The following is a 12,013-nucleotide window of genomic DNA, read 5'->3' as shown; positions in this document are numbered from 1 at the left end:
TCGGGACAATCCCTTTTGCCATAGGCCAAGCCCCGGATCATTTTTGAGATGGTTGGCGGATCATGCCGAAAGCGGCAAGGATCCGCGCTGGTCGTTTCGGGGTTGATCCCGGCGGTCCGTCGAATAAGCTCCCGACAGGTCCATGCGGCGCGGGTCACGGCGGCAGGACGATAGCGGAGGTGAGGATCATGGCGGGCAACGATACCGGCATCAACAACGGCCCCGGCGGCATGAAGGCGCATGTCGCCACCTATGACCTGATGATCGGCATGCTCAAATGGGGCGCGGTGGTCGCCGCCATCCTGGTGGCGATCGTCCTCTGGCTGATCGCCTGATCCGGTGGCCCCGCGCATCGCGGTGCTGCGCGAAACCGCAGCCGACGAGGCTCGCGTCGCCGCCACGCCGGAAACCGTCAGGAAGCTGACCGCGCTGGGCGCGACGCTGGCGGTGGAGCGGGGCGCAGGGCTCGGGGCGGGCATCGCCGACCGCGATTACGAGCAGGCCGGCGCGCAGCTCGGCGAACGCGCCGGGGTACTGGCGGGGGCCGCGATCGTCCTGGCGGTGCAGGCGCCCGACCCCGCGACGCTGGCCGGGACCGCGCCGGACGCCTGGGTGGTCGCGGCGTTCGATCCCTTCCGTCGCGGTGACATGGTTGCGGCCTATGCGGCGGCGGGGCTTGAGGCGATGGCGATGGACTGGATGCCGCGCATCACCCGTGCCCAGTCGATGGACATCCTGTCGTCCCAGTCGAATCTGGCGGGTTACAAGGCGGTGCTGGAGGCGGCGAGCGCCTATGGCCGCGCCTTTCCGATGATGATGACGGCGGCGGGGACGATTCCCGCCGCGCGCGTCTTCGTGATGGGCGTCGGCGTGGCGGGGCTCCAGGCGATCGCGACCGCCCGGCGACTGGGCGCGCAGGTGTCGGCCACCGATGTCCGTTCGGCCACGAAGGAGCAGATCCAGTCGCTTGGTGCCAAGCCCATCTTCGTCGAGGGCGTGGCGGGCATCGAGGGCGAGGGCACCGGCGGCTATGCGGGCGAGACGAGCGAGGACTATCGCCGTGCGCAAGCCGAACTGGTCGCCGGGCATATCGCCAAGCAGGATATCGTCATCACCACCGCGCTGATCCCCGTCCGCCCCGCGCCGAGGCTGGTAACGGATGCCCAGATCGCGACGATGCGGCCCGGCAGCGTCATCGTCGACCTGGCGGTCGAGGCGGGCGGCAATGTCGAGGGTGCGGTGCCGGGCGAGGTTGCCGAGCGACATGGCGTCAGGATCATCGGCCACCGCAACATGCCCAGCCGCCTGGCGGCGGATGCCTCGGCGCTGTTCGCACGCAACCTGCACAATTTCCTGGCGGCCTTCTGGGACAAGGAGGCCGGGCGGCCCGTGCTGGACGCCGAGATCGGCGACGCGATCCGGCTGACCCGCGGTGGCCAGGTGGTGAACCCGAGGTTGCAGTCGTGACCGTAATTCCTCCCCTTGCAGGGGAGGTGGCGCGCGTAGCGCGTCGGAGGGGTGTCCCCCTCTCGATAGCGCGACACCCCTCCGTCAGGCCTTCGGCCTGCCACCTCCCCTGCAAGGGGAGGAATTGAGATGTTGCAGGGTCATGGAGCGGTCGGTGATCGTGCACGGGTGCTACGGCAGGACATGTCTGCGCCCGAAATCACCCTATGGCAGATTCTTCGCAATCGCCCCGGCGGTCTCAAATTTCGCCGCCAGCATCCTGCGGGGCCCTATATCGCGGACTTCTATTGCCATGAGGCGAGGCTCGTCATCGAAATCGATGGCGAAGCGCATAATCGTGGCGACCGTCCGCTGCGCGACATCGCCCGAGATCGCTGGCTCGCCGAACGTGGCCTTAAGACACTGCGCATCGCGGCCACCGACATCCATAACAATATCGATGGCGTGACCGGCCTTATCCTCGCGACCGCTGCGAGCCGCCGTGCCGGGGAGGATACATCATGGACTTCATAGCGATCCTGTCGATCTTCGTGCTGGCGTGTTTCGTCGGCTATTATGTCGTCTGGTCGGTGACGCCCGCGCTGCATACGCCGTTGATGGCGGTCACCAACGCCATCTCCTCGGTCATCATCGTCGGCGCGCTGATCGCCGCTGCCGCGTCTTCCGGCGCGACGGGATCAGGCGTGGCCAAATGGCTGGGGCTGGCGGCGGTCGTGCTGGCCAGCATCAACATCTTCGGCGGCTTTGCGGTGACGCAGCGGATGCTCGCCATGTACCGCAAGAAGGAGAAGCGCTCGTGATCGCCCCAGTGTCACCTGCGCTGCCGCCCGCACCGCTCGCCCCTGCGGTCGAGGCCGTTGCCGCGAACCCCTTCGTCTCGCTCGCCTATCTGGTGGCGGGGGTATGCTTCATCTTGGCGCTGCGTGGGCTGTCCAGCCCGACAACCAGCCAGCGGGGTAATCGCTTCGGCATGATCGGCATGGCGATTGCCGTCGTCACGACGCTGGTGACGCATGTGCCGATTGCCGGTGGGTTGTCGGATCGAGCCGACCTCTATGGCGAGACATGGAGGTACGATTATCTAGCCATCCTCGAAATTCTCGCCGCCATCGGCCTCGGTGCCCTGATCGGCATCACCGCCGCCCGCCGCATCGCGATGACCGCGATGCCGCAGCTGGTCGCGGCCTTCCACTCGCTGGTCGGCCTCGCCGCCGTCGCGGTCGCCTGTGCCGCCTTCCTGAACCCGGTCGCGTTCGACATCGCCGACATGGTGGTGCCGATGATCGGCCAGCCCTTTGCCAGCATCCATGTCGTCAGCCGGGTCGAGATGGCGCTGGGTGTCGCGATCGGTGCGATCACCTTTTCGGGATCGGTCATCGCCTTCCTGAAGCTCAACGGCAATATGGGTGGCAAGCCGATCCTGCTGCCCGGCCGTCATGCGCTGAACGCGGGGCTGCTGGGCGCGATCGTCATCCTGGTGGCGATGTTCACACGCGACCAGTCGCCATGGATTTTCTGGACGATCACGATCCTGTCCTTCGCCATCGGCTTCCTGCTGATCATCCCCATCGGCGGCGCGGACATGCCGGTCGTGGTGTCGATGCTGAACAGCTATTCGGGCTGGGCCGCCGCTGCGATGGGCTTCACGCTCCACAACAGCGCGATGATCATCACCGGCGCGCTGGTCGGCAGCTCGGGCGCGATCCTGTCCTATATCATGTGCCGGGCGATGAACCGCAGCTTCATCAGCGTGATCGCGGGCGGCTTCGGTGCCAGCGATGCGGGGAGCAGCGGCGGTGGCGCGGCGGTCGATCGCCCGTGGAAGCGCGGCAGCGCCGAGGACGCGGCCTTCCTGATGAGCCAGGCCGAACAGGTCGTCATCGTCCCCGGCTATGGCATGGCGGTGGCACAGGCGCAGCATGTCCTGCGCGAGATGGGCGACCTGCTCAAGAAGGAAGGCGTGCGGGTCAAATACGCCATCCACCCGGTCGCGGGGCGGATGCCCGGCCATATGAACGTGCTGCTGGCCGAGGCGAACGTGCCCTATAACGAGGTGTTCGAGCTGGAGGACATCAACGCCGAATTCGCGCAGACCGATGTCGCCTTCGTCATCGGCGCGAACGATGTGACCAACCCGGCGGCCAAGACCGACAAGTCCTCGCCCATTTACGGCATGCCGGTGCTCGACGTGGAAAAGGCCAAGACGGTGCTGTTCATCAAGCGTTCGATGGGCGGCGTCGGTTATGCGGGCGTGGATAACGAGCTATTTTATCGGGACAACACCATGATGCTTCTGGCGGACGCCAAGAAGATGGTCGAAGAGATCGTCAAGGCACTCGGCTGAGTGTCCGATTCGGACTGACGTCGACTCCCGGACGTCGGTCGGGGTTGCATCGGGGCATGGGCGAAGGGGCGGGGGCCCCGCGCCCGTTGCGCCGATCGCGACCATGACGATGGACCAGCCCGCAAGGCTGGCGGCGGGGGACGAGCGTGGACGAACAGGATCTTTACGGCACCGGCTTTGCGGTCGTGGTGATCGGCGCGCCCGCGCTGGCGCAGGCGGCGGGCGATCTGGTCGGGCAGGCGGGCGGCCGGGTGCTGCGCCATATCGCCTGGCCGGCGGTGGCGGAGGAGATCGGGCAACAGGCGGGGCGGCCGCTGCTGCTGGTCGACACGCACGGCGCGGAGGTGGCGACGATGGAGATCGCGCTCGCCCGCATCGACGCGGTCGCCACCGCGCTGGACCTGCCCATCGTGGTCAGCATGGCGACGGGCGATATCGATCTGGTCGCCGCGATGCTGATCGGTCCGCGCGTGGCGATGCTGTGCGACGCCAGCCCGCTGGAACTGGTCGCCGCGCTGGCGGTGGCGGGGGCCAGCCATGGCGGCGCGGCGCTGCTCCACGCCTATGTCCGCGAGGGCGAATCCGAACGGCTCCGCAAGCTGAACGCCGAGGTCGCGCGCATCGCCGAGGCGCTGGCCAGGCTGTCGGTGCAGGAGGATGAGGACCGGCGCGGCGGCGTCGGCGACCGGCATCAGAGCTTCCACGCCGCCCCGCCGCGCGCCCAGCCGGGCGATGCCGAACGGGTCCGCCGGATGATCCGCGCCCGGCGGCTGCGCGACGGGTTTTTCGAGGGCGGGCTGTTCGAGGAACCGGCCTGGGACATGCTGCTCGACCTCTATGCTGCGCATCTGGAGGGGGCGCGGGTGTCCGTGTCCAGCCTGTGCATCGCCGCCGCCGTCGCGCCGACCACCGCGCTGCGCTGGATCGGCAAGATGACCGAGGCGGGGCTGTTCGCGCGCCAGCCCGATCCCGTCGATCGCCGCCGCGCCTTCATGGAGCTGACCGATCGCGCGCTGGAGGGGATGCGGGGCTATCTGAACGCGCTGCACCGGATCGGCGGCGTCTAGATTCTATCCCGCCAGGGCCCAGCGGATCGCGCCGCCCAGTCCGCGCGTGCCCGCCCGGATCGCCGGTTTGACCGCGCCGTAACCGTCCAGGCCATGCAACCGCGCCGCCCAGTCGGGGAGCAGCGCGATACCCGCCTGGGTCAGCCAATTGCTGATCGGTGCGAGGGCGGGGCTGGGTGCCGGCTGGTTGAGCAGGGTGCGCGCCACTGCCCGCGTCCGCGCATCGACGCGCAGTTCGGGGCGGATCGAATCCAGGAAGCGCGCCAGTTGCTGCCGATTCTCGGGCACCTGCTCGGCCCCCAGCCGCCGGGCGATCGTCGCCATTTCCGCCAGATAGCGATCCGCCTCGGCATCGGAGAAATCGGGATCGCGATAGGTGCGGTGCGCGCGCAGGAAGCTGTCGACTTCGGCAGCGTGGACGAAGGTCAGCAGATGCGGGTCGTTCGCCGCATAGGGCGTGCCGTCGGGCAGGGTGCCGCCAACCCGGTCATGCACCGCCCGCACGCGCGCGATCATCCGCTCGGCGGCCTCGGTCGCGCCATAGGTGGTGACCGAGATGAACCCCGCCGTCCGCCGCAGCCGCCCGGCCATGTCGCGACGGAAATCGCTATGGTCCCATACGCCTGCAAGGGCGGCGGGGTGCAGCATCTGAACCAGCAGCGAGGCGATCCCACCCGCCATCATCGCGGTGAAGTCGCCATGCACGACCCAGGTCGCGGAGCCGGGGCCGAACAGCCCGTCATCCCCCGGTGGCCGGGTCAGGTCGAGCGCGCGGCTGCCCACCACGTCACGTATCTGGTCAGCGATCTGGCGGCGCACGGGAAGCATGGGGGAAGAACGCGCCGGGCGGCGGGGCGTTGCGTGGGGCCGGACGTTCCAGGCCGATCGAGACTCATGATCGCTTCTTCTTTCCCTCTCCCCTGGGCAGGGGAGAGGGTTAGCGAAGCTTGGGTGAGGGGTTGAGCGAGCCGAATGGCTCGCGCGCCTGCTTACGCAAGCGCCCACCCCTCACCCAGCTTCGACTAGGCCTTTGCTTCGCAAAGACCAAGTCTGCGCAACCCTCTCCCCTCTGCGAGGGGCGAGGGGAAGAAGTGATCTTGGACCTCGATCCGTCCCCCGTCCCCGCGTCCGTTCACGCTGCGCGAAATCGAAGCGCATGCTGCGCCGTAGCCGCAGGCCGATCACCCCCGCTTGGCGACATCCCAGGCGGCGATCTCTTCGGGGAAGCGCTGCTCCACCACCAGATCGCTCGCCGTTTCGCTCGCCAGGTCGACCGTCACCGACCCCGCCCATTCATAGGTCGCATTGCCCGACAGCGTGACCATCCCGTCCTCGCCCGCAAAGGCACGGACCAGGCCGCCGCGGTTGAACACCACGGTCGGCGTATCCCAGGCGATCCGTCCGGTCAGGCACGCGGCATAGGTCGACGCCGCCATCGCGCTGCCGCAGCTGTCGGTCAGGCCCACGCCCCGCTCGAAGGTGCGGACGAACAGCGAATCTCCGCGCACCTCGACGAAGGACACATTGGCGCGGTTGGGCAGCCAGTCGGGCGCCGCCTCGCAGATTTCGCCCAGGCGGACGAGTTCGGCTTCGTCCACCGTCTCGACGAAATGGACGAGATGCGGGTTGGGCATGGTGACGGCGGTGAAGCACTTGTCTGCGTCGAGCATCGGCAGCACCGCCTCGACCAGTCGCTCGGGGGCGCCATGGATCGGCCAGGCGGCGGTCGACAGTCCGGCAGGGCCCGCCGTCTCGCGCACCGTATAGACGCCGGGCGCGAGGTCGGCATCGTGGACCGCATCGGCGTGCGAGGTCTTCAGCCGCACCGTCGCCGCCGCGATCCCCAGCGCCTCGAACCCCGCGCGCGCGACGCAGCGCACACCGTTGAGGCAGGTCTCCGCCTCGCTGCCGTCGCTGTTGCGCATCACCATGCCGAAGGCCGCGCGTTCGTCGCCGGGGACCAGCAGCAGCAGCCCGTCGCCGCCCACCGACCCCGCCCGGTCGGCCAGCGCACGCGCGACGCCCGCCCATTCGGCCTCGGAAAGCGACAGTTCGCGGGCGTCGATCATCGGGAAATCATTGCCCGATCCATGGCATTTGACGATCGCGAACCGCATGGCGATAACTCCGACAGGACAGGATGTGGCGCTTAGCCCAGCCGGACCGGGTTCGCCAGATGGATGGACCAGATGGAAGGGGCCAGGGCCGTCGGGCCGAGAAACGGAAGGGGAAGAGGGGGATGATTACCGCGATCCGCGAGGTGCGCCGGGCCAAGGGCATGACCCTGGACGATGTCGCCCGCGCCTGCTCGCCCCCCACCACGCCGCAGACGATCGGGCGGCTGGAGATGGGCACGCGCACCGTCTCGCTGCCCTGGCTGAACCGGATCGCCGCTGCCCTCGGCTGCACGCCCGCCGATCTGGTGACGTTGCCGATCCGCGAGACGCTGCCGGTCGCGGCGTTGCTGGGACCCCGTGGCGCCGTGGCGCCGCGCAGCGCCCGTTCGGTCTCGCCGCCCTGTGCGACGCCGGGGATGCTGGCGGTGACGGTCAGCGGCGCGGTCGGCGATTACCGCGCGGGCGATGAGCTCTGGTGCGAACCGCTGGCCCCCGATAGGTTCGCCGATGCCATGAATCGCGATATCCTCGTGCCCCGCGCCGCCGGTGGCTATGTCTTTGCCCGGCTGGCGGGCGTGATGCCCGACGCGCTGCGCCTGTTGCCGCTGGAACCCGGGGCGGCGGGGGTGACGGTGTCCGCGCCCGCCTGGATCGCGCGCGTGGCGCGGCTGGTGCGCACGCTGTGATCCGCGCCATCCTGCCGCTGGTCCTTGCGCTGGCATGGCCTGCCGCCGTGCCGCAACAGGCGACGCCCGCCCCCGCCGCGCCGACCCCGCCGCTGATCGAAAAGCCCGTGCTGGTCCATGCCTTCCCGCATGATCCGACGGCCTTCACCGAAGGGCTGCTGATCGCCGATGGCACGCTGTATGAAAGCACCGGGCGCGAGGGGGAAAGCTTTATCCGTCAGGTCGATCTGGCCACCGGCAAGACGCTGCGCCGCGCGACCGTGCCCGATGGCCTGTTTGGCGAGGGCATCGTCGCCTGGGGGGCGGAGCTGCGCAGCGTCACCTGGCATGGCGGACGCGGTTTCCGCTGGAGCCGCCCGGCGCTCAAGAAGCTGGGCGAGTGGCGCTATGACGGCGAAGGCTGGGCGATGACCGATGACGGGCATCACATCATCCTGTCGGACGGTACGCCGCGCCTGCGCTTCCTGGACCCCGCCACGATGAAGGTCGTCCGCACGCTGGACGTGACGGTGAACGGACGGCCGCTGCGCAATCTGAACGAGCTGGAATATATCGACGGGCAAGTCTGGGCCAATGTCTGGATGACGCCCTATATCGTGCGGATCGATCCGGCGACGGGCGTGGTCGCGGGCGTCGTCGACCTCGGCGATCTGGTCGCGCGGGTCGGGCTGACCGATCGGGATTCGGTGGCCAACGGCATCGCCTATGACCGGGCCAGGCACCGCATCTTCGTGACCGGCAAGAACTGGCCCGAACTGTTCGAGATCCGCCTGCCCAGGGCGGCGCGCTGATCCCGGCCGGTCGGTCTCGCCCAGCCCGGCCAGCCGCCCATCAGCCGAACGAACGTGCAGCCCGGGGTCGTCACGCCCAAGGGCGACATCGTGGCAAGTCCGACAAAGCCCGTCCGGCTCCATGACATGTGCGTATCCCCCAATCCGACGGATAAAGTGTTGGATACTGCGGATGACTGGCGCGTTACCGTAGTATATTGGTATAAATATAACATGGATTATAGCGTTTAAGGCCGCCATGATCCGATCGTCATGCAATCCCGCCATGCCCCTCGTTCACGGGGCGATGCGCGGGTCAGGTGGATAAGGGAGCGCAGTTTCTTGCCGACCAGTACTCGTTTTGTCGTCTCGCTGCATATGCTCGCCCTGATGGCGGAGCATGGCGATACGCCGCTGCGCTCCGAGGATATCGCGGTCAGCGTCAATTCCAACGCGGCGGTGGTCCGCGCGCTGCTGCTGCGGCTGGCGGCGGCGGGGCTGACCCGGTCGCAACTGGGCAATCGCGGCGGCGCGATGCTCGCCAAGCCGTCGTCCGACATCAGGCTGGTCGATGTGTACCAGGCGGTGGAGGACCGGAACTTCTTCGCCTTTCATCGCCAGCCGCCCGAAGGCGAGGGGATGATCGACCGGCACATCACGTCCAGCCTAGAATCGATCCTGACTCCGGTGCGCGAGGCTTTGGAGAACAAGCTGGCCGGGCTGACGCTGGACGACGTGCTGGACGATATCCGTGCAAGGGCCGGTAACGATGAGGCCGGGTCAGACGAGATTCAGATCGGCCGGGCGCGTGTCGGGGAACAACGTCGCGAGGCGGTCGCCTGACAGACCGAACTGCCGCTGGACCAGCCCGCCGATCAGCGCGCGGTAATCGGTCAGCACGGGCAGATCGCGATTCTGGTTGAGCGTGGCGGCGGACAGGGCGACCTGTTCGCCCGCCATGCGTCCGCCCGACACGCCGCCGCCCAGCACCCAATAGATGCTGCCATGGCCGTGATCGGTGCCCCGATCGCCATTTTCGCGGAAGGTGCGGCCGAACTCCGACACGACGACGACCGTGGTGGTGCGCCATGCGTCGGGCCCGATCGCCTGGGCGAAGCTGGCGAGGCCCCGTCCCAGATCGCCGATCCGGTCGGCGAGATAGCCGGTCGCGCCGCCCTGGTTCACATGCGTGTCCCAGCCGCCGACATCGACGAATGCCAGGTTGAATCGGTCGCGCATCAGCGTGCCGATCCGCTGCGCCGATAGCGCAAAGCCCTTGGCAGAAACCGCGCCGCGACTGGCGGCCTTCATCTCCTGATCCAGCGTCTTGTAGACGGTGTCGCGCACGGTGAAGCCTTCGCTGACCGAGCGGGCGAGGTCGGGGTGTCCGGCATACATGCTCCGGATCAGCGCGGCCTGGCGCTGGTCGATCGGCTTGCCGACATTGGCGAGTGCCAGATTGGGGATCGGGTCCTCGCCGCCCCGAAAGCATAGCGGCAGCTGGTCGGTAAAGGCGATCGGCCGCTCGCCTGTGCCGAGAATATCCGCCAGCCGCGCCATGAAGCCCGAGCCATAATCGCGGTGGCCGCCGACCGGCTGGCCCAGCTCGATCGTGTCCTGGGTCTCGAAATGGCTGCGGCTCATATCGTCGGTGCCCGCAAAGGGTATGAAGGCGATCTGCTTGGCCTGCCATAGCGGCAGGATCGAGTCCTTCAGCGCCGGGTGCAGCGCCCAGTCGGCATCGAGCGGCAACGGCGCGTTAGGGTTCGCCGGATCGGGCTTGGGCAGCGCGATGGTCGGGCGCGACTGGCGGTAGAAGTCGCTGGTGCTGGGCACGACGATGTTCACCGCGTCATAGGCGCCGCGCAGAAACACGACCAGCAACCGGCTGCCCGCCTGCGGCGCGGCAAAGGCACGGCCCGCCATCACCATGGGGGCGAGCGCGGCGGCTCCGCGCAAGAGGTCACGGCGATGAAGATGGGGGAACATCATGCGATCCTCCTATCGGTGCATGAATTCGGGTGAGGAGAAATAGAGTGCGTTCCACTCAGCCGGGGACCGCGCCTGGCCGAGTGCCGCGAGTGTCGGCTTGCCCAGCATCGGCATCCGCGCGGCGAGGATGGGAGAATCCCTCAGCATCGGCGGCGGGGAAGGCGGGGGCGGGGTGCCCGGCGCGGCATCGGCGGGCTGGAACAGCCGCGCCGCACCACTGCCCAGTTGCCGCGCAATGTCGAACCGCGTCGCCATCTGCCCCGGCGCTACCCAAGCGGCGCTCGACAGGTCGTAACCATCGGGCGTTTCGTGATCGTACAGCCCTTCGCCCATCTGGCGGATCCAGCCGACCACCGGCTGCGCATTGGTGATCGCCCGGTCGCCATAAGCCAGCCGCACCGCCGACAGCGTGTAGCCGACCGGGTCCTTGAAGCCCTTGCCCAGCGAGCCCGAAAATTCGCGTGACCGGATCATGGTCTTCAGCACCTCGGCGATGTCGCCATGGCTCTGGCGGAATTTCGCCGCCATCCGGTCGACCAAAGCGGGCGGCGGATTGTCGCCCATGAAATAGGTCGCCAGTTTCAGGCTGACATGATGCGCGGTCGCCGGACTTTCGGCGATCAGGTCCAGCGCCTGCTCGACCTCGGCGAAGCCCGATCCCTGTATGGTGTGGCCCAGGAAATGCTTGGTGCCGAAATCATGGCGCGCCGGATTGAACTCGAACAGCCCGGCACGGATGTAGAGCGGCTGAAGCTCGGGCTTCAGTTTCGGCGCATCGGGTTTCTGGTCGACGCCCACCCCGGTCAGGATGCGCGCCAACTCCTGCACGTCCTGCTGGCTGTAGCCGGAGCCGACGCCCATGGAGTGCAGTTCCATGATCTCGCGCGCGTAATTCTCGTTGATCTTGCCTTTGGCGTTCTGGTCGTTGTCCAGATAGCGCAGCATCGCCGGGTGGCGCAGCGTCGCCTCCAGCAGGTCGCGATACCGGCCCAGCGCATGGGCGCGGATCGTCTCTTCATAATCGCCGACCATCGCGCGGATGTCGCGCTTGGCCGCCTGCACGTTGAAATGGTTGAACCAGAACCAGGTCATCCGCTCGCGCAGCTGGTCGGGTGCATAGAGCGCGCGTAGGACGAAACGTTGCCGGGCTTCGTCGGCCAGGCCGTTCATGGCCTTCTGATAGGCTTCGCGGGCGGCTTTTTTCCGGTCGGGGTCGGTGATCGCCTTGAAATCGCGCTGCATCGCGTCGGTCTCGACGACGAGCGCGGCGACGCGCTCCCGGGAGATGCGCATTGCATCGATCTGCGCCTGGACGGCGGGGGGCAGGGGGGCGGGCTGGTCGTCCAGCTGCTGCCGCAGCCAGGCATCGCTGCCCGGGGCAGGCCCGGTTTCGGGCGCGGCCGACGGCCCCCAGCCCAGCCTTTCCGCCCAGGCCGCGTCACGCGCGGGGTCGGCGGCATAGGCCGGAACCGGGGCCATCAGCGCCATCATGCCGATCCAGGAAGCGATCCGCGCCACGCCTCGCTCTCCATTTCCGCCTGCCGCCAACGGGTTGGGCGCAGGCTTCTTC

Annotated in this window: 13 protein-coding genes; 9 read left to right on the top strand and 4 right to left on the bottom strand. The window is 68.1% G+C overall.

Features of this window, described 5'->3' with window-relative positions:
• Positions 1-188 precede the first annotated feature (188 nt).
• From ACQR50_RS16545 to ACQR50_RS16520, 6 genes are all read left to right on the top strand, one after another.
• A complete protein-coding gene (locus ACQR50_RS16545; RefSeq protein ID WP_042485366.1) occupies positions 189-335 on the top strand; it encodes an aa3-type cytochrome c oxidase subunit IV in 147 nt (48 codons plus the stop codon).
• A gap of 4 nt (positions 336-339) precedes the next feature.
• Complete coding sequence (locus ACQR50_RS16540) at positions 340-1,467, top strand: NAD(P) transhydrogenase subunit alpha (RefSeq protein WP_428969149.1); 1,128 nt, start codon at positions 340-342, stop codon at positions 1,465-1,467.
• A 183-nt stretch (positions 1,468-1,650) separates the two neighbouring features.
• The gene (locus tag ACQR50_RS16535) at positions 1,651-1,980 is read left to right on the top strand and encodes an endonuclease domain-containing protein (protein ID WP_428969148.1); all 330 of its coding nucleotides are present in this window, start codon (positions 1,651-1,653) and stop codon (positions 1,978-1,980) included.
• Positions 1,968-2,267 carry a proton-translocating transhydrogenase family protein gene (locus ACQR50_RS16530; RefSeq protein ID WP_056435707.1) on the top strand — a complete coding sequence of 100 codons (300 nt, stop codon included), beginning with the start codon at positions 1,968-1,970 and terminating at the stop codon, positions 2,265-2,267. Before ACQR50_RS16535 ends, ACQR50_RS16530 begins: the two co-directional genes overlap by 13 nt.
• Positions 2,268-2,287: 20 nt before the next feature.
• Positions 2,288-3,811, top strand: coding sequence for an NAD(P)(+) transhydrogenase (Re/Si-specific) subunit beta (locus ACQR50_RS16525; protein ID WP_428970728.1), 1,524 nt, complete (start codon positions 2,288-2,290; stop codon positions 3,809-3,811).
• 146 nt (positions 3,812-3,957) lie between these two features.
• The gene (locus ACQR50_RS16520) at positions 3,958-4,878 is read left to right on the top strand and encodes a winged helix DNA-binding protein (RefSeq protein WP_428969147.1); all 921 of its coding nucleotides are present in this window, start codon (positions 3,958-3,960) and stop codon (positions 4,876-4,878) included.
• Between the two features lie 3 nt (positions 4,879-4,881).
• Here ACQR50_RS16520 and ACQR50_RS16515 read toward each other — a convergent pair whose 3' ends face one another.
• Positions 4,882-5,706 (bottom strand): oxygenase MpaB family protein, encoded by an 825-nt coding sequence (locus ACQR50_RS16515; protein WP_428969146.1) that lies wholly within the window; start codon positions 5,704-5,706, stop codon positions 4,882-4,884.
• Between the two features lie 353 nt (positions 5,707-6,059).
• Complete coding sequence (gene dapF, locus ACQR50_RS16510) at positions 6,060-6,995, bottom strand: diaminopimelate epimerase (protein WP_428969145.1); 936 nt, start codon at positions 6,993-6,995, stop codon at positions 6,060-6,062.
• A 122-nt stretch (positions 6,996-7,117) separates the two neighbouring features.
• Here dapF and ACQR50_RS16505 point away from each other — a divergent pair, with 122 nt between their 5' ends.
• From ACQR50_RS16505 to ACQR50_RS16495, 3 genes are all read left to right on the top strand, one after another.
• Entirely contained in the window at positions 7,118-7,681 is a 564-nt protein-coding gene (locus tag ACQR50_RS16505; protein WP_056435693.1) for a helix-turn-helix domain-containing protein, read from the top strand.
• Positions 7,678-8,472, top strand: a complete 795-nt coding sequence (locus ACQR50_RS16500) for a glutaminyl-peptide cyclotransferase (protein WP_428969144.1) — start codon at positions 7,678-7,680, stop codon at positions 8,470-8,472. Before ACQR50_RS16505 ends, ACQR50_RS16500 begins: the two co-directional genes overlap by 4 nt.
• 321 nt (positions 8,473-8,793) lie before the next feature.
• Positions 8,794-9,294, top strand: a complete 501-nt coding sequence (locus ACQR50_RS16495; protein ID WP_428969143.1) for an Rrf2 family transcriptional regulator — start codon at positions 8,794-8,796, stop codon at positions 9,292-9,294.
• On the opposite strand, the gene ACQR50_RS16490 is transcribed toward ACQR50_RS16495, so the two are convergent.
• Together ACQR50_RS16490 and ACQR50_RS16485 are read right to left on the bottom strand one after the other, a co-directional pair.
• Entirely contained in the window at positions 9,232-10,443 is a 1,212-nt protein-coding gene (locus ACQR50_RS16490) for a DUF1501 domain-containing protein (protein WP_428969142.1), read from the bottom strand. The two genes, ACQR50_RS16495 and ACQR50_RS16490, sit on opposite strands and share 63 nt — an antisense overlap.
• 9 nt (positions 10,444-10,452) lie before the next feature.
• Complete coding sequence (locus tag ACQR50_RS16485) at positions 10,453-11,961, bottom strand: DUF1800 domain-containing protein (RefSeq protein ID WP_428969141.1); 1,509 nt, start codon at positions 11,959-11,961, stop codon at positions 10,453-10,455.
• Positions 11,962-12,013: the final 52 nt, after the last annotated feature.

Origin of the sequence: Sphingomonas sp. Xoc002 (genome assembly GCF_050408055.1) — a bacterium.
Lineage (GTDB): Bacteria > Pseudomonadota > Alphaproteobacteria > Sphingomonadales > Sphingomonadaceae > Sphingomonas > Sphingomonas yabuuchiae.
The sequence above is the reverse complement of the archived record's forward strand: the minus strand, read 5'-3'. Positions and strand labels throughout refer to the sequence as shown.